The sequence below is a fragment of the Caballeronia ptereochthonis genome, assembly GCF_001545075.1.
In the GTDB taxonomy this organism is placed as follows: Bacteria; Pseudomonadota; Gammaproteobacteria; order Burkholderiales; family Burkholderiaceae; genus Caballeronia; species Caballeronia ptereochthonis.
This window is the reverse complement of sequence record NZ_FCOB02000001.1, coordinates 70,732-92,786: the sequence shown is the minus strand read 5'-3', so window position 1 is coordinate 92,786 and position 22,055 is coordinate 70,732. Positions and strand designations below refer to the sequence as shown.

Sequence of the window (22,055 nt, the reverse complement as noted above, 5' to 3'; positions counted from 1 at the left end):
GCCCGATTGTGCGGGCACATCGCGTCGATGTGCCGGCTGTTGGATGCCTTGCGGCTATTCGCGATGCCGAGCGTGTGCGCGGCGAACGATGATCAGAGGATCGGGCGATGAGGTGTCCGCGGCGACGCGCTTTTCGGCCTGAATGCGGCGGTAGATTTCTTCGCGATGGACGCCGATGTGTGAGGGGGCCTGGATGCCAAGGCGGACCTGACTACCATGGACGCCCAGTACGGTGACGGTGATCTCGTCGCCAATGTGCAGCGTTTCCTGCGGATGACGGGTCAAAACCAGCATGCCATAGGGCATTCCAGACGGTGGCTTCATGTGACCTTCCTTGGGGCGTTGGTAGGAACAAGGTATAGAAACGCCCAGTCCCCATCAAGGCCTACGCCGGCGATGTCGTATCGACGGAAACCTTCAGATTTGCGGGGACGAGCCGTTATACGTGTTGGCGTATGGACGGAGCGTTTCAGCTTCTTCCGTCTTGCGTCGTAGCCCATCCCTCGATGACTTCTACGATGACTCACCGCAAATCCCTTTCGCTGATGCGCGAACTCACTCTCGCCGTCGTGCCCCTCTTCTTCGGCGTGTACCTTTTCGCCGCGTTGCTCGAAACGTACAAGGACGATATGTCAGCCCGGAAGGACCTGGTGCTCGATTTTTATCGGCCCATGCGTGAGGCGCAGGCCGACTGTCGCGCGACCGAGCAGCAGCTCATGCTCGCGTACGGTACGCAGGCTGGCACGTACACGCTTATGCTCAGTGAATTCGATCATATGGCTTCGGCTGACCCGGCGACGTTGACACGCGACTATGACGTCTTGCCGCGATCGATCATCGAGTCGAACAACAAGATCACGGCCCAAGTGGGCGAGCTCACGACCAAGCTGGATGTGTGCACCCGCACGCTGTATCGCAAATACGAAGAAGTAGCCCTCGCCACCGCCACGTACGATCAGTTTCTCGACATCGCACGGCAACGCGATGCCGCCGTGCGCGCGCCCTACGCGAAGCGTGCCGCTCTCCTGGACGAGGTCGCCGCCAAGTTCAAGCCCGGGTCGATGATGGACACGTTGCGCCAGTCGTTGACGTCGGACGTTGACACTGCTGAGGCAAAAGCGGCCATGAAGGTCAAACTGCATGCGATGGGAGATCCGGCCGCCGAACTCTATACTCAACTTGCCCAGACCGAGCAGGCGATCTTGAAGGTCGAGCAGGACACGGATGCCCAATTGATCGCGCTGTTCGCCAAGGAAGTCAGCTGGCGCTATAAGCGCGGACTGCTTCGCATGCTGTGGCCATGGTAGGGCGACGAAGTGACAACCCTTTCGTCGTATGCGATACGTTCGACCGTCCGATTAACATCGGATCACGCTATCTTGCTATGTATGTACGATGACACAGGATCCCAAATTCTTTAACCGTCTGTATCTGGGCTTCGAAGCCGAATTCCTCGTGGCGTCTGCGTTGTTCGGTGCAGGGCTGGAGGCATTCAAGCTGCCGGGCGATTTTGGCTTCGATCTGCTGGTGTCCAATCAGTGGAAAGCGACCCGCGATCGATCTGTGTCCGCGCCATCGCGTGATGGTCATGCACCATTCCCCTACGCGCTGCAGGTCAAGTCGCGGCGGGCTCGTGCAGAGGACATCCGCCTCGTCGATGGTCTGGAGCGCCGGGAGCTGGAGATGTCGTTCTCGCTCAAGCAGCACGAATACGATCTTCTGGTGACTGATGAGCAGGCATTCCTTGTCTGTGTGCTTTTTATGCCACCGGATCAGCGGGCCGTTTCGGTCCGACCGTTGATGTTCTGGCTCAAAGGGCGCCAGTTGCAGGCGATGCACGAGCGCGAATACCTGCCGCCCAGTGTCGACGAGCGCGGCCAGCGCTGGTTGACCTTGCACGTGGTGTATCGCTTTGTACCGATGATGCGTCGCGACGTGTTCGTGGATAAAGTGATCGAAACCTTGAGCCCTCTCAAGCCGCAGGTTGGCAAGGACACGGCGCTGCAAGCCGCCTTTGATGAAGCCGTCGCCGCATGCCGGACACGCATGATGGACCTGCTGCCCGAAGCGGTGGAAAGCAACCGGGCGGGCAAGGAGTACATCGCCTTCCGACGCCGAGAGTGGGACAAGACGATGAATGGCTTTTGCGACACGCTGACAACGGCCAAAAAGCTCGATGATCGCCAGACGGACCTCGCCACCATCGGTGCGGCGACGCGGATGTTTCCCATCGACGATCCCGGTGTCGAGCACTGGTTGAAAAAAATGCGCGAGCAAGGCGCCGCAACGGCCGAAGCGCGATCGACGGCGATGGACGGCTCGTCGTCCGCATACACTGAATAAAAAACGGCCCCGCCATGGCGGCGGGGCCCAATACGGATTGGAGTGCCTTACTGTACCAACTGGCGGGCCAGTGCTACCTCGACGGAATCGCCATCCTGGTTCAACACATCCAGACCGGAGTCGGGTACGTCGCCTGAGGTGCTTTGTGAGACGGCAATCTTCTTCGCCATAAGAGCAAGGCAGTGCATCTGTGACGTCTCGGCATAGCCGAGGTAGACCACCTTAACGGACTGTTTCTGCCCGATACGCCAGGAACGACGCGCGGCCTGCTGCAGCGTATACACGTTGTAACCGGACTGCATGAACACGATCGTCGGAAACTCCAGCAGATCGAGTCCGGTCTTCACGAGATCGGGATTGGTAATCAGCACGTCGAGCCCGCGATCGAGCTGCTCGGCGATCCAGTCTTCGCGGCGGGAGGCTTCCACGCTTGCGCGCAGCACCGCCACCTTGAAGCCTTCCTGCTCAAGCAACGTCTTCAGTCGGGACGTGGTGTCGCGTGTTCCGGTGTAGACGCTGTAGACGAGGGTTTTGCGACCCGCGGCTTTCTCCTGCCGACAGACTTCGATCAACTCCCGCTCCTTCGGCATGACCTCCAGAGCGCCGAATTGTGCGGGTGTGAACGCGAGCAGCGCTTGCGTGCGCGGATGCTTGACCGTTTCGGACCTGAAACACGTGTCTGGCCAGGCAAGCAGCACGTTGAGGACCACGCCGAGCAAGGTCGTGTCACGTTTGGCGAGCGCCTGCTTCAGATGCATCGTCAACGTGCCCGACAACTGCCGATACGCTGCTGCCTGATCAGCCGTCATCGCGATATCGCGAAACTCCTCGTCGTACGGTGGTAGGACGTTGCCGCCGATGTCCTTGAGTTTCAGGAACACCGTGAACGGCAGCACGCAACGCAGCACGCCCTTGGGACCAAACCCCGGTGCTTTGACCGTACGCACCGTGATCTTCGAGCCCTTGGCTGTCTTGTGGGACGAGCCGGTGCTCTCGGAGTAGATGTCCTTCAACACGCCGTGATCGCGCATGAACGCCATGGCGGCGGATGTCAGACTGCCTTGGGCGTTGGGCCGGTAACCGTCTTCGAGCATGCGTCCAGGCAAGGAGCGAAACAGCAGGTGGAACAAATCGTCCGCGTAGCCGCCCATCAACGTGCCGGTGAGCAGTAGCGTCTTGCGCGCCTTCGCAGCCAGCACGCCCATGGCCTGGCCTTGCGCGGAACCCGCGTTCTTGTACTCATGCGCTTCGTCCGCGATCAGCAGGTCGAACGTGCCTTGCGGCAAATAGCGCTTGATGTACTCGGAAGGTTGATAGCCACCTTCACCGAACCCGAACTCCATGTTCGCCATCGCGCGTTCCATGCGCTGGGCCTGACGATCGGAAAACACCAGCTCGCCGTTTTCGTCCATCAGGTTGATGAACTCGAACAGGTTGTCGCCGAGCATGGAAGCGAGGAATGCATCGCCGAAGGTCTTCATCAGCTTCTGCGCGGTGACCTCGCCAATGGTCGGGATGCGTTTGAGCGCCTTGAGCACGGCGCTCGACTGATCATTGGCGGACAAGGTGCGCGGACGCATCAGGGTCCACAGCGGCGAGGCGCAGTGCGAACACGTGCGACGCACGTCTTCGGCGTCGAGTTCGATCGGATTGATCGGCTCGCCGTCGAGATCGGTGACGACTTCGCCGCAATGCGGACAAGCACCGACGCCACCGTGCACCGTGCGACGCCGTACGAACGCGGGCTTCCAGTGAAAGCCCATGCGCATGCGCACGCGGCCCAGGACGAAAAACTCCTGGCCCTGTGCCGGCACGTGCAACGCGTCACGCAGCTTCATCAGCTTGACGAGCGTGTCCGGGCCGTTGAGCACCCAGACCTTGGCACCCGCGACGGTGTCCATGATTTCGCGACGCCATTTGTAGACCAGATGCGGCGGCGAGAGCACGAGCGTGCGGCGATAGCCTTTGGCATGCAGCACCGCCGCGGTGGCGATGCCGACGGTCGTCTTGCCACACCCCATCTCGCCATTGACGACGGCGGCACGCTCGTTGCGTTCGATCAGGAGTTCCGTGACGGCGTGAACGACATCGGCCTGGGCGGGGAATAACCGGCGCTTGAGACCGGCGAGGATGAGTTGACGATGAGCGCGGGGCTGGCCGGCATAGACCGGCGGATTGGCGTGGTTGAGGGAATCCAGCAGTTCGTCCCCAAACTCGGCGACGAAATCCTGCAAGGAGAGGGTGAGCGGCGCGGCGGCGGCTTCGAGCAGATCGCCTTGTTCGGGCGTGTCGGACAACGTATCGAGAGACATGGTGCAGGCTCCTTTGAAAAGAAAAGGGCATGCACCGTCCCCATGGGGCGATGGCATGCCCCGGGTGGGAGAAAAAGCAGGGAGACGAACGTGGATCAGTATTCGGACGGCAGCAGCAGCGTGGTGACGCTGCGATCCGCTTCAGTGATGATCCACAGCGTCAGGTCGGGCGCGACCTGATACGACGAGAGCAGACGTTCACCAGATACCAGGGCGGCGTCATTGCGCCGTCGATCGGATTCGCACAGATCGCCCCAGTCGGCGCGGACATGACGGCGCAGATAGGGAAGCGGATTGAGTTGGCCTTCGTGTATCAGGGTATCGACACCGGCCGTGATGATCAGACGACCGGGGACGAAACGTGGTGGTGACGTGCGTTCGAGTGTCATGGTGACCTCCGGAGGATGAAAGAGGCCACTACGCCCGCACGGGGTACGGTGGCCCCGGTGGGTGAATGAGAACGATGTGCCGACTGTCGCGGACGATCAGCGAATGGTGAGAACCTCGCCGTGGGTCGGCGAACCTGATGTCATGTCCCAAGCGCGAATGACCGGCACGAACCGGTCGGTCAAGATGCGCGTTTCGGCTACGGAGCCGTCTTCGCGCTCGGTGTACTCGGTCTGCAGCGTTTTCTCCTTGTGCGTGTCGCCTTTGACGACCAGCACCTTGCCGGTCTTGGAGGTCACCACGCCGGAGATCGCGCCGGCCGCGAGGGCCAGTGCGAGATGCCATTGCGACAACGCGCGTGCCGGTGGGCGTAGCGTTTGTTGAGCCGCGCCCAGATACGTGTCCACGGACGGCCACAGCCCTTGCAGGCGCTGCACTTCGTCCGCGAATTGCGTGGGATCGAGGGTGACCCGATAGAAATGCTCCGGCTCGGCGGGCGATGACGGCGGGGCGTAAGGCTGGAACGGCCAATCCACCGGCAGTTCTTCCGCCTTGACGTCGCCATGACCGATCGCCAGCAAGTGGCTGCGTATCGCCTTGGCGTTATCGATGGCCTGGTCGCGCTGTCGCACGCGACGACCGAGGATCACCACCTGCTTGAACTGCGTCTCCACCGCGCGGAAAACACGAACGTCCGCGAAGTGACGCGTCAACCAGCCCACCAGTTCGGCGTCGAGGATGTAGCCCGGCACGATGAACACGAGTACGCCGTCGTACTGCAGCAGCGACAGCGTGCGCTGATAGAACAGCTTTTCCAGTCGTGCGCGGCCTTGACCTTGATAGCCAAGGTTGCCGTTGACGTCGCGGCTCAAATCGCCATAGGGAGGGTTGAGCCAGAGCAGACCGAACGCCTGGCGGCTGATGATCGTATCCATCAGGTCGCCGTGCAGGCAGCGATCGACCAGTGGCCGTGCGTGCGCGGCACGTTCGGCGTCGTATTCGACCGCATAGGCGCGAACGTGATCACGTCCGAGCGCATGCGCCACTTCGGCAATCGCCACGCCTTCGCCGGCGCACGGATCGAGGATGCACGTCGGCTCCGTGACGAGAGCGAGTGCGGCGAGCACACGTTCGAGCGTATCTTCGTCGGTGGGAAAGTAGCCGTTCTTGATGAAATTGCGCGCGAGGCGCGGAAACATGAGAGCCATGGGAGAACTCCTGAAGAGAAAGCCATCAGGCCGCACAGACCAGGGGTGCCGTGCTGGCCGGTTCAGAGAACGAGACGGCGAGGCGTCCGTCGCGAATGCGGTCGCCGAGCGCCGCGGTCAACGTGGGCACGTTGATCGCAAGCCGGTGGCCAACGAGTGGCCCGAGGGCGAGCGGCAGACGTGTCAGCATCTCGCCGTGGGTCAGCAGGTCGAGCACGGTGTGTTGCCAGTGATCGAGCAGCGGTAACGGGCAGGTGTCGCGCACCAGCGACCAGAGTCGTTCGGTGCACGCGTCGCCGGACTGTGGCAGCAGCGCGAGCGCGGTCGCGTTGGCCTTGTCCGGCTTCACGCAGCGTTTGTCGAACAGCCACAGGTTGACGAGCGAGCCGAATAGCGTGCGGCGGAAGGCGCGTGTGCTGCGCTTGTCCAGCCGTTCGGCGTCGCCGACGATGACGGGGAGGGAGGCGCCCTGGTCGGTGACGATGTGGAACTGGTCGAGTCCCTGTTCGCAGGAACCGAGCGTGAGACGGGCGAGAAATGCCTGGATGGCGGTGTCGCGCGCCCAGAGGGACAGAAAGACGAGTTCGCCGTGATCGTCACCGACGTAAGCGTCGGCCATGAGATCCGGACACTCGTCGATGCGATGGAGCATGAGAGAGGGAGAAGCGTTTGGCATGGTGATGTCCTTGAGAAAAAATGGGGCAACGTCGCCGAGGGGAGCGAGCGGTTGCCCCGAACGGGGAGGTGGAAACCGGGGAACAGGCGATCAGGCGGCGATGCGGTGCCAGTCCTGCGAGAGCGGTGCGAATTCGTAACCCAGCGTGCCGAGACGATCCCGCTGCTGACGCAGCAGGCGCCGATCGACGGTGGCATCGAGCTTGACGATGTCGCCGAGCGGCCAGAGCATGCCGAAGAGCGCGACGTCGTCCGTAGAGGCGTCGTCGGACTTCGTCACGACGGGTGACTCCGCGCCGAAGGGCGAGGTATCGACCAGTGGATCGCTGGCGCGCGTTGTCGCCAGGTCGGCTGCAACGGGAGCTGTAGACGGCGCTGGTGACGAGGTTTCCTCGTCGATCGGATCGACCTCCTGCGGACTCAGCCGGGTGGCTTCGTCCCGACTCAGGGCGTCGATGTTCGATAAGGTCATGCCGCCCAGATGGGCGCGGATTTCGATGACCATGCGGCCACTCGTGCTGTACGTTGATGGCCGGATTTCGGTGATGACGAAATCACCCTCGTACTTGCCTTCTCGGTACTGATCGAGTTCGGCGTTCTTGATGACGAATTCGCCGATCGAGGTGGCGAGACGACCGACGTTGAAGTCGCCGTTTCGTCCATGGATGGTCTTGATGGCCAACTGGCCGGAGATCGTGATCATGGAGCAACTCCTCACGCGTACGTGATCGAGCGCCACCGAAGCGCGGCATCGGTGAACGATGATCGAGAAGAGAACAAGGCCCCGTGCTTCGGAGCGTGGGGCCTTGTGGATCAGAACGACTCGGCCAGCGCTGGCGTGTCGGCGGGAGCACTTTCAGAGGTAGGGGACTCTGCTGCCGCCGGTTCCTCGTGCGAGCTGGGGAGGTTCTCGCGCGCGGTATCGTCAGTCGCTTTGGACTCGGCCTTGTAGACGAGCTTGCCGTCGACCTTGATCCAGCTTACGAAGAGCAGCCGACCTTTCAGGCTGACGCCTGCTTCGCCCTGCTTCTTTCCCTTCGTGTAGGTGAAGAGATCGGGCCACAGGTCGCCAAGGCGAAAACCTATCAGCACCTTGCGTTCGGCCTTGACGGCTTCTTCGCAACGGCGGATCAGATGTTGCGCGTCGGCGCCGGACACGCGTACGTCGAAGTAGCGATATTCGGGCTTGTCGCTGGGACCATTGAGCGCGGCGATGTCGCAGGCGAGAAACGCATCGCCTTTGCGCGGTGTGACCTCGCGGATGCGGTTGACGTAGCCGAGGCCAGTCACGTGCAGATCGAAATATGATTTCTCGGTGGAAGACGTGGTCATGGTGAATCTCCAGATGGGCATGCGGAGACACACCGGCCCCGACGGGAGGTGTGATACCCCCGCGTGGGTAGATGAAAGGGATCGTGAGATCCGAGTGGACTACCGTGGCATCACCATCGAGAGCGATGGCTGTTCGCGCAGGGATGCCGGGTGCGAACGGGTTTGATCAACGGAGTGGAAACCTCCGGCGTCGCCTTGATGATCATGGCGACCTGGGCATGTCGCTGACGGAGCAGCGAGACATGGGCGAAGCTTGCTTGCTCGTGTGGGGCTAGGCGAGTGAAAAACCGATGGAGCACAGTCCCTTATTCGGGACTGTTGTTTGCAAGAAAGCGAGCGACCGCTCTAGATAGCGGTACATGATGGTTCGGCGAATGTCTCGGTGGAGGTCCAAGGAATGATCGTTTCCGGAACTCGCTGATAGAAGCCGCATCGCTCCACCTGTAAGATCAGTTCCGGCCATGCGCGCATACAACGCCATAGCCTCGGCGGCTATTGGGAATTACTAAGGAGGGTTCCCTTCGTAATCAGTCCGCGTCGCTGGGGCGCGGCGTGTCACATTGAAAAATGAAGACGACGACCGAGGTCGGCTGCTGTGCCTCGGGAAAACGACGGGTCACGACCTTGACACACGCCGTCAGATTTGTGGCAGACGGAGACTCCGTCGGGACATCCAGAACGAGGACGCAGCCAAGGCCCGTCAGCGCTGCATACGAAGCCGCCTGGCCAGTGGGTTTGTATTTTTCGTCGATTAGCGTGTCCACCAAGGCTGTCTTCTGGCCTCTGCGCGCCTTTAGCTCAACTGGCACGTCCCCAAACAGGATGTCGACATTTCCGCCGAAGCGCTCCGGCTTTTTCGACACCAGCGGACCGAACTTGTCCCGAAGGCGCTCGTACAGAAACGGCAAGAAGAAATCGTCCTCCATGCGTTGATAACCGACGCCATCATGTGATTTGAGCCAATTAAGCGCGGGTGTCTTCAGAAAGCTCGGCTCTTCGAGGCAGTAAGCGACCTGCTTGACGGCCCAACTTGCGAACTGGGCGAATTCTTGTTCCAGCTTGGGCTTCCCAGCAAAGCAAAGGTTTGCCTGCAACTGGCGCACCATATCCTCGTAGACCTTGATCTCAGCTTCGGACATGAGTCGCCGCTTTTCAGGCGTGAGCGCACAGTACGTCGCGCCCAGCACGTTTCTGACTGCCGGGCGACGAATAGAGAACTGAATCTCGATTGCGTCTATCTGCTGAACCGGGCTTGTGATCTTTACTTGATTGATATCCAGTTCGCCTTTCACCGCCAAGACAAACGGCAGAATCGCTTTGACGCCTGCGTCGCTCGACAGCGGCGTCGGCATGATCGCCTGGCCGCCCGCACCCTCGACGGGCTGTATCACGCGTCGGAAGTTCACGCTGCTTAGCGAAAAACTGAACGTTGTCTCCCCAGTCGCATTGCTCCGCTGGTCCAAGTAGTCGCGCAAGAATCCGAGCTGTTTGTCGATCGCCACAGCAGGCTGAGACAGATCGGCAAATGAGCTCATGACTTCGTGTGCTTTCTCTTGAAAGTTGACGCTGCTAACGACATTGGCCTTGAACGCGTCGAGGAACTTCTGCTTATAGACCCGGATGCTGAAGATAGGGACACCGAACTCGTCTTCTGCCTCCTGCTCAAACGACTCTATCGCCGGCTGTAGATCGCAAGAATCTCCATCGCGTAGGTAGCCCAAAACCGTGCGCAACTTGGAGCCAAAGAATTCACCTAGCGGCTTGGCCTCTCGTGCTCCCACATGGGACAACGCATCGTCAACCAGGTCGCCCAAAAGTACCGATAAGAATGTAGCAATATCCCTTCCAGGTCGACTGGTGCTATGAATGCTGACCGACGAATTGCGCGTGAGACCTTCCAGAGCCGTCCCAAGGAAGAGGTCAGACAGTCCAAGCTGAAGCGTGACCGGATCAGGCCCATCGACGGCTGGCAGCTTTGTCAGAAGCACCCCGCTAAGAAAAACTTCGCCGAGTTCGTCGAACGAAAGTTTGAAAAAGTTGGCTGAATCTTCGGGCTTGGCGATCAACATAGTTTAGTGTCAAGGCTTGAGTGAGCCTTATGGTCAATTGAGCGAATACACTTGGATACGGTCGTGAAAGGATACACGAAGGTCGGCTTGGCCCGATGAGGCGACGCACATCGTCAGTATGTGGAAGAGACTTTCACGGGGGCGAAGGGGGGCGCAAAAATGTTCAAATGGCTGCCGCAAAGAATGACTCTTACTCGCCGAACACCACCATCAGTCGGGGCGCAATTGTGGCGAGAACCGCCTTGGATTTGCCCAGGTCCATTGGGGCGGCGTCCCTGATACCCGCAATGAATCAAAAAGCCCCTCGAGTTGCGAGGGGCTTCGATGCGATAGGGTAGCGTTTGGAAGGTTAGGCGTCGGTGGACGGCTCCAGAGCTCATCGTGCGCACGGTCGTACCAGATATCGAACGTAACCGTGTTGGGATTGCGTTCCAACGCATAGGCGATATGACGTCGATGGCCCGACGGGTCGGCTTCGCCACGTTCGGCCATGAAATACACGCCATGATCCTTGACCAGCAAAACGGAACATTGGCGCTCGCGGGCTTTGAGAAGTACCGGTCGCAGATCGGTCGCTGTAAATCGCAACCTGGTGCAGGCTCCTGTGACAGTGAGGTGGGATGTCGCGGTGCGTGGGGCAGAGGAATGGGTGGCGAGCGTTCCTCACGCGAGGAACGCCCGTCCTTGTGGTGATGACGTTTCGATCACGCACACCGCTTGCGTGAGGGTTGGGCGAGGACATCGATGCGAATCTGCCGCCAGTGGCCATCATCGATCAGCCGTTCGAGCACCTCGCCGAGCATGTCGAAGGAAATCTCCTCGACACGCTCGAGGGGTTTGCCGTCGCGATGCAATTCGATGACGTAGAGGTCCATGCCATAGTCGTACCGGATCGTCACTTGTCCGCTAAACCTCGCGGTGTCGACTGCAAACGCGATCGACGGTGGCGTGGTGTCGTCCGGCTCAGGATCGACGCACGCGAAATCGTGTGCCCCGGCATCGACCAGCAGGTGGCTGATGCGGCGAAAACGATCCGGCGCCGGCAATTGCTCCAGTTGTTCGATCAATGCCGCCAGTTCCGCACAGCGCGGTTTGGGAACGGGCAGCTTGGTGGTCGAGCCACCGAGGATGACGGACTGCACAGTGTACGTTTGGCCGTCAGTCGTTTGACGTATTTCCTCGACGGGGGCGTCCAGGCGCGTACCGTCGAAATGGTGACGTGCGTAGGGCGTGACCGCGACTTTCGTGCCGACGTCCGGATCGCGAGTCGCCAGGCGGCGATCGACGACGGCGAACTGGGCACGTGCAAGTTGAACGATGATCGCGTGGTCGGTTTTGGCAATCACCTTGCCTTCGAACGGCTGCGGATCGATCACGAAACCCAGCGTGGACACAGCGGGTTGATCGTCGTAGATGCGATAGTTGAACGACCGCACGTTGCGGGGAAGGAAGGGGCCGACGAGTGCCGGCAATTGGGTACGAAGGGCTGCATGGTCCATGGGAAAACTCCTTCAAGCGGAAGAAACCTAGGGACGCCGCCCCGTTGGGGCAGGACGCCCCGAGGGAGAAACGACGCGAACGCGTCGGGAAAGAAAGCGGAGCCGTGTGTAGGGCCGTTCAGAGGCCGAACAACGGCAGCCCATCCAGGGGGCGGCCGTCGGCATCGAAGATCAGAAGGCGTACGTCGGCTTCACCGGCTTGATGCAACAGATCGATCAGTGTCTCGGGCACGCGCGCCTCGCGATGTTCGTCACGCAGTTCGGTGGCCGTTTGCACGTCCACCGCGCGCAGGTGTTCATCGGTCCACGGTGTGGCGATCAGCTTGCAGCCGATGGCGTGGCTCGCGGGGACACGAAACGCTTCGAACAACAGGCCACTGGGCTGACCGGCATCGGCCAGGCAAGCCAGATAGCGCCAGGCATCCTCGCTCAGATGACGGCTGCTGATTTCCCAGCAGCGACTGAACACGCCCGCGTCAAAACGGATCTGTTCGATCAGCCGCTGCGCGGCTTCGAGCGAATAGACGTCGCCCACATGCGTCAACGCATCACCGAGTCGTCCGGTGACTTCGTAGACGACGCTGCGGACGTTGCCGGATCGTCGGCACGGGATTTCCAGCGCTTCGGGCACGGGCTGCATGTCGGCAACCAGCGCATAGCTGTCGCAGAAAACACACGGCTTGCCTTGCACGTCGTGGTCGGACAGATGGGCCTGTGTCGCATGCGGTGGCCGGAAGACAGGCGGTGATGCGTTATCGGACTCGACGATGCAGAGCACGCGGCGAATCGTCAGTGCGTGATAGCCGCGAAGAAAGGGATTGCCGGGATCGATCATGGGAACCTCCAGGGTACAAGGCGGATTCCCATCCCTATCGGGCATGGAAACCCGACGAGGGAAGAAAGGCCTGCGACCGTCCGGGTGGACGGGCTGGCCGGGGGATGACACGCCACGGGACGCGGCGCGAAAAACGCCTTACCAGCCGGCGTAATACACAAGCAGCGACGCGATGACCTCGCGCCGCTCGGCATCCAGACTGCCGAGATCGGACAGTCCGTGAACGCCGACACGACGCAGCAGTGCCCCGCCGTCGTGTGCGTCATAGAAACTCACCATCCCGGCGAGAAAGACTTTTTCGCCGGCACTCATCGGGCCGATCGCGGCCGTGATCAGGCGAACGTTGGGGCACAAATCCCATTTGGTGCGCGCGAGATCGAACGCCTCGCGCGTGCCTGTGCCGAAGAACCGCACACCGGCCAGCGCTACGCCGTGCTTCCAGGCGTCGAAAAACGCCTCGGTGGCATGACGTTCGCGGGCCTCAAGTTCAGCGAGCGTGCGAAAGACATCGTGATGGTTCGGATGCATGGATCACCTCGATGGGACGTCAGGGGAGAAGGCGTTGGGTCCAGCAATCGGCGACCAGCGTGCGTTCGGCGAGATCGCGCGTCGGGAAATACTCGACGGATTCGCGCGAGATAGGACCTTCGTCATCGGCGGTGCCGATGTAGTAACCGGCGACACTGCGAAGGACCTGCAGTGGCAGGCGTTTGCCGGTGTGTCGCCAGGCGAGTGCACCGAAGTGCGGCTGCGTGGGCGAAGCGGCGCACGATGAAACACGCGGGGTAGCCATGAAGCGCTCCTTTTAGGGGGTAGAGAACAGCCACCCATCCCGACGGGGATGCGGTGACATCCGGTCGGGGGAACACGAGCATCGTCATCCGGTTGGGATGAGCGTCCGCGGCGAGCGATGCGAAGCGGACTGGCGTGCAGTCACTGCGATGACACGCAGCGCAGCCTTGAAGACCCTCGGCTGCCTGGGCACTGGTCGAGGAGCGACCACGTACGGGTGCACCATGACGCGCACGGCACGTTGGTGCGCGCAGGAAACGGAACTGCCACGTGACCGATTGATGGACTCAGCGACGGGATGCAGCCAGCGCGCGCAGGAGCCGTTCGCCGATCCAGCGCACGCACGGCACCGCCATGCTGTTGCCGATCGCGCGATAGCGCGGCGCGTCGGCCGCAGGCTTGATGCGATACCGGTCGTGTCGCTGAGGTTGGGTACATGGGGTAGTTGTGATCAAGTACGGCGTTGGCGAACGGATTTATCTCGGCAAACCACGCGGGCGCGAGACCGAGCGACCGCCACGCGACGCTCATGGTCGGATTGTCCTGTTCAAGGGGAAATGGCAGTGCGCTTGTAAGGCGACGGGTGAAGCGGAACAGGAGGCCGGACACGGAGTATCCGGCATGGACCAGGAGACCACGATGTCGCGCAACGAGGGCGTGGCTGCCGTAAGCCTGCCGTCATTACCGCGATGCACCCGGCTCGTGTCGTGGCGAGAGCCGGAACGGTCTGGCGCACATCCGCGCACAAAGGGAGCCCGTTGTTTCGCCGGTGGGCGCCGGCGGCGATCAGACGCGACCGCGACGGGTCGCCTGACGGCACGCGTGGCATGCGGTCAGGGAACCCGTCGGCGGGCGAGCCAGCAGCAGGATCAGGGCAATCCGGAGGATCGAGGAGGAGAGGGAGCCTTCACACGCCAGCGGCGTGCGCACACCTTGCAGAAGGGCGGTGGCTAGGGGGAAGGTGTGTCAGGTGTCGTGACCGGCCGATCGGCCATGGCGGGATGCGCTTCCGGCATGACGTTTCGTCTTGGACTTCTCGACGGGCAATGTGCCCTTGCAATCGGGATAGCGTGTGCACGACCAGAACGGACCGTGCTGACTATTACGCTGCCGCATCGCCGCGCCGCAGACGGGGCAGGGTGGTGATGGTGGCAGTTTGATCGTCAACGTCGCCTGTGCGTATTGCTGCACGAGCTGCGTGACCCACGTCGCTTGACGCGTCACGAACGCGTCAAGCGTCATGTCGCCGGCTTCGATGCGTTCGAGTCCCTGTTCCCAGATTGCCGTGGTGCCGGGATCGGCAATGGCGGCCGGCATCGCGTCGATCAACGTGAACGCGGCGTCGGAGGCGCGCACGGCGCGGCCTTTCTTGATCAGATAGCCGCGGGCGATGAGTCCCTGGATGATGCTCGCGCGCGTCGCTTCGGTACCGATGCCTGTGGTGTCCTTGAGGATTTGCTTCAGGCGCGGATCGCTGACGAGTTTCGCGACGCCCTTCATCGCCTTGATCAGTTCGCCTTGCGTATAGGCGCGCGGCGGTTGCGTGGTGAGCGCCTTGAGGTCGACGTGTTCGACGGCGCATCGCGTGCCCTTCGCCAGTGGCGGCAGGGTCTGGCTGCGGGGCGTGTCCTCGTCGTTACCGGCATCCTCGTTCGACACCGGTTCGTTCAACACACTGCGCCAGCCGATCACGACGATCTGCTTGCCGGATGCGCTCAACCGATCCGGTCCGCTGATGAGCTGCGCCACGGTTCGGTCGAATTCGTGGTGGGGCAGGAACTGCGTCAGGTAATGCGCGCGGATCAGCCGGTAGACGGCCTGCTCTTTGTCGGACATGGCCGCGAGGTTGGCCGGCTCCAGCGTCGGGATGATGCCGTGGTGCGCGGTGATCTTGCCGTCGTTCCACGCGCGGGAGCGCTGCGTCGGATCGAGCGTTGCGATCAGCGGGCGCAACGAGGGATCGGTGGCCACCAGAGCCGTGAGGACGGTCGGCACATCGGCCCGCATGCTCTCGGGAAGAAAACCGCAGTCGGTGCGGGGATAGGTCGTCGCCTTGTGCGTTTCGTAGAGCGCCTGGGCGATGTCGAGCGTCTCCTGCACATCGAGCCCCAACTGACGCGAACAAGTTTCCTGCAGCGTACCGAGATCGAAGGGAAGTGGCGGCGCCTCACGGACGCGTTCGGTGTCGACGGAGACGACTTCAACGTCGCGGGCGCTCTGAAGTCGAGCGAGCGCACCTTGTGCGACGTGCTGCTGCAGACAGCGTCCGGCGTCATCGACGCTTTCGTCCGGCGCTTGCCAATGCGCGATGAAGCGCTTGCCGTTGGAGGTCAGCGCGAGTTCGATGACCCAGAACGGCACGGGCACGAAGCGGGCGATCTCCCGATCGCGATCGACAACCAGGCGCAACGTCGGCGTTTGCACGCGTCCGACCGACAGCACGCCGCTGTAACCGGCCTGCCGCCCCAGCAGCGTGAAGAGGCGACTGAGATTCATGCCGACCAGCCAGTCGGCACGCGAACGGGCCAGCGCGGCGTGATAAAGCGGCAGTGTCTCGGTGCCTGGACGCAGCGCATCGAGTGCCTGCCGGATCGATGCGTCGTTCAACGCCGATAGCCAAAGTCGCTGGATGGGACCACGATACGTGCATAGATCGAGCAGCTCGCGGGCGATCATTTCGCCTTCGCGATCGGCGTCGGTCGCGATGACGAGTTCGTCAGCCTTGGCGATCAGTGCCTTGACGATCTTGAATTGTGTAGCGGTCTTCGGCTTGACCTCGATGCGCCACGGATCGGGAAGAATGGGCAACTGATCGATGGACCATTGCTGGTACTGCTGACCGTAGGCTTCGGGTTCGGCGGCTTCGACAAGATGTCCGATGCACCAGGTGACCGTGATGCCGCTGCCGTGATAGCAGCCCTCGCCGCGTTGCTTGGCACCAAGCACACGGGCGATATCTTTGCCCTGCGAGGGCTTCTCACACAGAAAGAGGCGCACGGCGACACCCGGTATGCGTAACGATCACACATGGCACGATGGCCGTGCGGTATCAGGAAGCGGAGTATCAATGCATTTCTCGAACGCGCCGCATTGAGCGTTGGTGCGATGAGCGCCCGTGTTGAGCGCAGGCGCTCATGGGCGAGCCAGGCCAGTGACCTGGCGACGTTACAGTCAACCGTCAGTGGGACCGTCATCGTCGGGTGGATTGTTAGGCTTGGGACTGAGCGCGATGGCTTCGATGCGATAGGGCAGGATGGCCACGCAGCGTGCCTCGATCACGAAGGTCACCCGGGGGTTGTCGTCCTTGTCCGTCCACTTGTCCTGAACGATCCGGCCGTCAACGAGGACGCGCATGCCTTTCTGATAGAGCGTCGCCCAGTGCTCGGCATCCTCATGCCACAGTTGCACCGGAGCCCAGAAGCCGCCGCGATCCTCGTAGCCATCCTTCACGGGGACAGGGTTGTCGAAATAGACATTCAGGCGCAGCAATCGATCGGGATCGTCGTTGCCGTGCGGAAATTCGCGAAACTCCGGCGCAGAGCCGATGTTGCCTTCGCCGTAAAAACGGGTGCTCATGGTCAAGCCTCCTTCGAGTGGGCGTGTCGGGCGACACGGTGGTGGTAGCGGTTGTCGGCGTGCCCCATCGCGGCGACGCCGGCGCGTGCCTGACGGGCGAGCGTGTGCAGCAGGCTGATTTGCATGTTGAGCGCGATGCGTTGCAGCTCCATCGCGTACAGGTCGTCGATCAACGACGCGGGCGTGTGGGGATCGTCGAGCAATGCATCCCACAGCACGACGCCCATGGCCGAGCGATCGAGGTTGCGCCAGCGCAGAAAGGTCGTGCCTGCGCCAGTGGTTTGCTGGGCCAGATAGACCGGTAGCCGGTTGAAAGGGGCTCGACGCGCCTGCGGCAGAACGGAGCGTTCGGCCAGTGCGATCAGAGCGTCGCGCAGGGCTTCGCATTGGCTGGCCCAGATCTCCAGATCCCCCTTACCTTTAAAAGGTTTTAAAAGGCCTTTTAGGTAGGCCGCGTGTTCCAGCCGCTGGAAGGCTGTCTGTTCTAGTGGTACGAAGCGACGCGTCGCGCCCATGTCGTCAGGCACGCTGATCACGATGCCTCCGTGTTAGCGGTGTTGGTGTCATCGTCGGCGGGCATCGCGGGCGATCCGTCAAGAGCTGCCGCAGCCGGGTCCGTGGTGGTCGAGGTGGATGCCGGGTGCTGCGCCAGACCACTGCGACGGACGATGGGTGGTGCAAAGCGCGAGCGGCGCGTGCCTTCGAGTACGTCCTGCGGCAGTTCACCCAACTTCTCCCGCGCGGCACGGGCGGCGGCATTGTTCGCCGCGAAGTCGTCGCGCTGCGTGCCGGAGTAGCGGTACTGCTGCGCCAGACTGAAAAGGCTGCGCAGCGCGTGCGCGCCGTCGTTGAGCCAGCGCTCCAAGGTGCGCCGGTCGATCATCGCGGTGTGGTGCGCGAGGATCAGTCGCCGCGCCAGATCGTCGTAGTCGGCGAGCAGGTACACCGCCATGAAACCGAGTTGCGCGTTGATGAAGAGCGGCAGCCGCACCGGCTGAATGTTGAGGTTGTCGCCGAGCGTCAGTGCGGGCGGCACATCGGCCAGCGCCTGATCGACCTGTTCCCGTAATCCCTGCAATGCCGCTTTGGTTTGCGCGAGCTTCTCCTCGATGCGCAGCATCCACCAGTCGGAATACGGATCGTCCTGCTCGGCACCGCGCTTCATCTTGTTCATGACGGCGACGAAGCCGTTCAATCCGATGATGCCGGGCCGGCCTTCGGCGGCGGCCCGACCATGCCAGACGCGTGCGGCGTGATGCGTGTGCAGCGTCAGTTGCATCGCGCTGCGCAGCGCACCGAGGTTCAGTTGCAGGGAGGAGGGTTCATGGGCCATGGCAACACTCGTCGCGAGGAAGGACGGGTGTCACGATGACGGCGACCGGGAAGGTCGTCAGTGAACAAAGGGCATGGCGGTGCGGCCCGATTCGGATCGCGAAGGGCGGCGATCGCGCGAGCTATACCACTGGTATAGCTCGCGACAGGTGGCCTATCGACGGTGGCGAGGTGCGCTACGCGTCGAAGAGGGAGGGCATGTGTTCCGGCGACGCGGAGGGCTGCGTGCCGGATGGCAAACGGATCACGGGCAGGGCGGCGTGCAGTTCACGGACGTAGTCCAGTCGGGCCCACTGCTGCGTATCCCCGATCACGTAGAGGCGACACTTGGCGCGGGTGATCGCGACGTTGAGCAGGTTCGGCGCACCCGTTGCCCATGCGCGGGCGCCCGCACCCTGCGGGCCAGGCGCCGTGCCCAGCACGAGGAAGACGATGGCGGCTTCCTTGCCCTGAAACGTATGCACGGTGCCGCACTCAACGCCATCGAACTGGCCGTCTTTCACGACCTTCTGGCAGGCGTTCTTCACCTTGCGAAACGGCGAGATGACATAGAGGCGTGCCGGCTTGCCATCCTCGCCATGCGCGGGCTCGCGTCGCAAGGCGGTAAGGCACTGGCGCAGCACGTCCAGCTCGTCCTCGGACACGGGATGGCGCACACGCCTGGAGGCCACGTCGAACCATGCGCTCTGGCCCAGGACGCAGGAAAACGGCGTGGGAAGTGGTTGCCCCGCGTCATCGACGCGTCCCTGCACCATCTGGCCGGCGTAGGCAATGCGGTTGGCGACCGTAAACATCGGATCGTCGCAGCGCCGATGCGTGCGCAACGGCATGCCGGTCCAGATGCGGGTGTCATCGGTCACGCCGTTGGTCGATCGGCTGACCCAGGACCCGAACGGTGTGATGCGGTCGGCGAGCGTTTGCACGGACTCGTCGGCGGGCGACCACGCCGGATCGACCTGATGCTGGCGGCGCAACGCTTCGGTCAGGCGCAAGGGTACGGTGAAGACCGGTTCAACCTGCAGCGGATCGCCGACGATCACCGCGCGACGACTGCGCCAGATCGCACCGACGGCGGATTGCGGTGTGGCTTGTCCGGCTTCGTCGATCAGCAGCCAGCCGAGGCTGTCCTGCTCCATGCCGAGGAACAGGCGATCGAACGAGGCGAGCGTCGTGGACACGACGGGGACCACAAAAAACAGTACGTCCCACAAGCGCGGCCGTTGGTCGGCGGGCAGTTTGTCCTGCAGCGTGTTGGTCAGCATCCCGTTCACGACGCGCAAGTTGCCGATGAACTTGCTCGCGTTGGCGAGAATCGTGGTGCGATGCAGTTCGACGGCGTGCAGGAACAGCCGCGCGCGCAGGTGATCGAGTGCGGGGCCGACCGCGATGCTTGCGCGATGACGCGTGTCCGACGGCAGGGACCAGAACGCGTCGTCCGGAAAATGCTTCGCGCCCGTCGCATAGCCCGCATCCAGAGCTTGCTGGTGGACCTGGCGCTGGCGCATCAGCGTCGCCAACTCGCGCGAAACGGCCTGATGCCGGTCGCGCTCGCGCTGAAGAACAGCTTCGGATTGCGCGATGTCGCGGCTGATCGCGCTGAGTGCCGTGCCGGTTTCACTCAGGGCTTGCGTGGGGGCCGCGAGCGCCTGGCGTCGCGCGATCATGCGTGGCGTTTCGCGGCCGAACCATCGCATCAGGCGGTCCCAGAGCGAGGGCAAGTGCGCCGCTTCGCATTGCGCGAGCATCGCCTGGTGGGATTGCATGAGCGCGCGCAGGTCGTTTTGTCGCGCACGCGAGTTCGCGAGGGCCTGTTCGCTCGCAGCGAGCGTTTCGGCGACGCTCTGGAGGGACGCTTCAAGCGTTTCCCGTTGCACGCGGCTGCGATCCAGTTCGCGCGCGGCCTGTTCGGCGGCGACCAGCACGGCGCGCTGCTTTTCGACGTCGGCATGCAGGTCCAGGAACGCGCGTTTCGCAGCTTTCCATTCGGCCTGATAGCGCGCGTAATCCTCGCTGGCCGTTTCCAGGATCTGCTTCAGGGTCGGCGGACGCTCGTCGCGTGGTTCGGTTCGCGAGGTGGCATCGTCCGTCACCGCGGTCTCTTCTGCCTCGTTGTCGCCGGCGTTGTCCGGCGCATCGACCGCCATGTTGGGGGTGGCGGTGGGTGGTTTGCTCTTGCGTTCGTCGCGGAAGAAGCCCGCGGCAAACGATCGGCGGTTGCCGACGTTACCCAGCGCAGCGGCGATGACACCCCAGCCGTCGATGGGCTGCTTTTCGTCGTCGAGCACTTTCTGCGCGCGGAAGATTTCGCGGATCACCTCGTCGAAGTACGCGACCGGCTCGAATTCGCCGCTGATCTTGGCGCGGGCCGGCAATTCCTGTGTGATGTTCTTGACGGCGTTGTTATTGTTGCTGGCGACGACGATGGCGGTGCCGTCAACCACGGTGCGCTTGAGCGGCGAAAACTTCATGCCGGCCATCTGCACCGGCTCGTCGAACAAGGCCGCGGGTTTGTCGAGCGCTGCAATGCGCCGCGCACGTTCGGTGACGATGTCGGCGATCACGTCGCAGAGCAGGGTAGTCTTGCCTGTGCCGGGTGGACCGTTCACGCCGAGGATGCCGCTGCCGGGGTCCAGGGTGCGCAACACTTCCGCGACGGCGGCCTGTTGCGCGAGCACTAGCGGGTGCTTCGAAGGCGCGGGCCAGCGCGCCCTGGGCAGGTGTTGGGCACTGACCAGCTGCGCCATCGTGGCATGTTGGGTGAGGATGTCCACCCGTCCGTCGGACTTGATCGCGGTGCCCAGATAGCGCGTGAGCGCGGCGCCGAAGGGCCGCTGTTTTTCGGCCTGGCCGATGAGCCGGTCGAGATCGTCCAGATAGAACGAGTTGAGGAATTCGGTGGCCGCTTCCTGATTGTCTTTGAGCTTGCTGCGCTTGATCCGGCTGGTGCGCACAACGACACGCCAGTCCAACGCGGCTTTTTGGGCGCCATCGCCGAGCAGCGCGCAGACCACCTCGCGCTCGGCCTCCAGGTCCTCCCAACGCAGCGGCGTGCCCGGTGCGGAGGCGGTGGTATCGCCATGCTCATCCGCCTGAGCGAGACGATGGCAGCGTTGCGCGAATTCTTCCTTCGCCCGCTGCAGTCGCGCGTTGACGTTGTCCAGCGCACCGGTCTCCCGAAACGCATGAACGCCGTGCGCATAGCTTGCGGCGAGGTAGCTGTCGGGCAACGGTACGCCATGCTCGTTGACGACGAAGGCGGCCAGCCACCCCTGGCCGCTCACGCGTTGCACCTCGCGCTCGCTGAGGTCGTCAGCCGGCAGGATGCCGCGCAAGACGAGGCGGGCCAGGTCTTCCACGTCGGCCACGCCCACGTAGACGACATGCAGGAATGCGTGCGGCTCGGTCGGGGCGAATTCCGTGCGGTGCCAGGGGAGTGTGCGCTGGGGGCCGCGGCGACGCAGCGTGGTGACCTTGATTTGCGGGGTGTTGTCCTTCGCCGTCGGGGTGGTCGGGATATTGAAGATTTCCAGGTCGCGCCAAAACCGCAGGACGCGCAGAGGTTCGTTGTTCTCGTCGTTCAAGGCCTGCCTCGCGAAGATCCGGGGTGGGGCGCGTGGTGACGGCAGGCACGAACACGACTCAAGCGAAGCGAAGTCAGGGTGCCTGCCATGGCGACCGGAGCGTCCCCGCTAAGG

At 62.6% G+C, this 22,055-nt stretch carries 20 protein-coding genes; 2 read left to right on the top strand and 18 right to left on the bottom strand.

Annotated features, from left to right (window positions below; all coding sequences use genetic code 11):
* Window positions 1-54: 54 nt before the first annotated feature.
* The gene (gene csrA / locus AWB83_RS00450; RefSeq protein ID WP_445343890.1) at window positions 55-324 is read right to left on the bottom strand and encodes a carbon storage regulator CsrA; all 270 of its coding nucleotides are present in this window, start codon (window positions 322-324) and stop codon (window positions 55-57) included.
* A 194-nt stretch (window positions 325-518) separates the two neighbouring features.
* Here csrA and AWB83_RS00445 point away from each other — a divergent pair, with 194 nt between their 5' ends.
* Together AWB83_RS00445 and AWB83_RS00440 are read left to right on the top strand one after the other, a co-directional pair.
* Window positions 519-1,307, top strand: coding sequence for a hypothetical protein (locus tag AWB83_RS00445; RefSeq protein ID WP_143749996.1), 789 nt, complete (start codon window positions 519-521; stop codon window positions 1,305-1,307).
* Between the two features lie 88 nt (window positions 1,308-1,395).
* Window positions 1,396-2,343 (top strand): hypothetical protein, encoded by a 948-nt coding sequence (locus AWB83_RS00440; RefSeq protein ID WP_087042289.1) that lies wholly within the window; start codon window positions 1,396-1,398, stop codon window positions 2,341-2,343.
* A 47-nt stretch (window positions 2,344-2,390) separates the two neighbouring features.
* Here the strand turns inward: AWB83_RS00440 and AWB83_RS00435 are convergent, their stop codons facing one another.
* The 17 genes from AWB83_RS00435 to AWB83_RS00355 form a co-directional block, all read right to left on the bottom strand.
* A complete protein-coding gene (locus AWB83_RS00435; protein ID WP_167389046.1) occupies window positions 2,391-4,655 on the bottom strand; it encodes a helicase-related protein in 2,265 nt (754 codons plus the stop codon).
* Between the two features lie 95 nt (window positions 4,656-4,750).
* A complete protein-coding gene (locus AWB83_RS00430) occupies window positions 4,751-5,044 on the bottom strand; it encodes a hypothetical protein (RefSeq protein ID WP_087042287.1) in 294 nt (97 codons plus the stop codon).
* Between the two features lie 96 nt (window positions 5,045-5,140).
* Entirely contained in the window at window positions 5,141-6,250 is a 1,110-nt protein-coding gene (locus AWB83_RS00425) for a DUF6094 domain-containing protein (protein WP_087042286.1), read from the bottom strand.
* A gap of 25 nt (window positions 6,251-6,275) precedes the next feature.
* Complete coding sequence (locus tag AWB83_RS00420; RefSeq protein WP_087042285.1) at window positions 6,276-6,926, bottom strand: hypothetical protein; 651 nt, start codon at window positions 6,924-6,926, stop codon at window positions 6,276-6,278.
* Window positions 6,927-7,016: 90 nt separating this feature from the next.
* A complete protein-coding gene (locus tag AWB83_RS00415; protein ID WP_087042284.1) occupies window positions 7,017-7,628 on the bottom strand; it encodes a DUF3275 family protein in 612 nt (203 codons plus the stop codon).
* Window positions 7,629-7,738: 110 nt separating this feature from the next.
* Entirely contained in the window at window positions 7,739-8,257 is a 519-nt protein-coding gene (locus AWB83_RS00410; RefSeq protein ID WP_087042283.1) for an STY4534 family ICE replication protein, read from the bottom strand.
* A 527-nt stretch (window positions 8,258-8,784) separates the two neighbouring features.
* On the bottom strand, window positions 8,785-10,326 hold the full coding sequence (locus AWB83_RS00405) for a hypothetical protein (protein WP_087042282.1): 1,542 nt from the start codon (window positions 10,324-10,326) through the stop codon (window positions 8,785-8,787).
* Window positions 10,327-10,536: 210 nt separating this feature from the next.
* Window positions 10,537-10,848: a DUF3085 domain-containing protein gene (locus tag AWB83_RS00400; RefSeq protein ID WP_279629067.1), complete on the bottom strand. Its 312-nt coding sequence runs from the start codon at window positions 10,846-10,848 to the stop codon at window positions 10,537-10,539.
* Window positions 10,849-11,030: 182 nt separating this feature from the next.
* Window positions 11,031-11,825: an ACT domain-containing protein gene (locus AWB83_RS00395; protein WP_087042280.1), complete on the bottom strand. Its 795-nt coding sequence runs from the start codon at window positions 11,823-11,825 to the stop codon at window positions 11,031-11,033.
* A 118-nt stretch (window positions 11,826-11,943) separates the two neighbouring features.
* Window positions 11,944-12,660, bottom strand: a complete 717-nt coding sequence (locus AWB83_RS00390; protein WP_087042279.1) for a DUF5983 family protein — start codon at window positions 12,658-12,660, stop codon at window positions 11,944-11,946.
* A gap of 138 nt (window positions 12,661-12,798) precedes the next feature.
* Window positions 12,799-13,188, bottom strand: a complete 390-nt coding sequence (locus AWB83_RS00385) for a hypothetical protein (protein WP_087042278.1) — start codon at window positions 13,186-13,188, stop codon at window positions 12,799-12,801.
* Between the two features lie 19 nt (window positions 13,189-13,207).
* Complete coding sequence (locus AWB83_RS00380) at window positions 13,208-13,453, bottom strand: hypothetical protein (RefSeq protein ID WP_087042277.1); 246 nt, start codon at window positions 13,451-13,453, stop codon at window positions 13,208-13,210.
* 965 nt (window positions 13,454-14,418) lie between these two features.
* Window positions 14,419-16,449 (bottom strand): DNA topoisomerase III, encoded by a 2,031-nt coding sequence (locus tag AWB83_RS00375; RefSeq protein WP_087042276.1) that lies wholly within the window; start codon window positions 16,447-16,449, stop codon window positions 14,419-14,421.
* Between the two features lie 174 nt (window positions 16,450-16,623).
* Window positions 16,624-17,028 (bottom strand): single-stranded DNA-binding protein, encoded by a 405-nt coding sequence (locus tag AWB83_RS00370; protein ID WP_087042275.1) that lies wholly within the window; start codon window positions 17,026-17,028, stop codon window positions 16,624-16,626.
* A gap of 2 nt (window positions 17,029-17,030) precedes the next feature.
* Window positions 17,031-17,543, bottom strand: a complete 513-nt coding sequence (locus AWB83_RS00365; RefSeq protein WP_087042274.1) for a DUF3158 family protein — start codon at window positions 17,541-17,543, stop codon at window positions 17,031-17,033.
* Window positions 17,544-17,560: 17 nt separating this feature from the next.
* On the bottom strand, window positions 17,561-18,361 hold the full coding sequence (locus AWB83_RS00360) for a PFL_4669 family integrating conjugative element protein (RefSeq protein ID WP_087042273.1): 801 nt from the start codon (window positions 18,359-18,361) through the stop codon (window positions 17,561-17,563).
* 175 nt (window positions 18,362-18,536) lie between these two features.
* Window positions 18,537-21,941, bottom strand: a complete 3,405-nt coding sequence (locus AWB83_RS00355; protein ID WP_087042272.1) for an AAA domain-containing protein — start codon at window positions 21,939-21,941, stop codon at window positions 18,537-18,539.
* Between the last annotated feature and the right edge of the window lie 114 nt (window positions 21,942-22,055).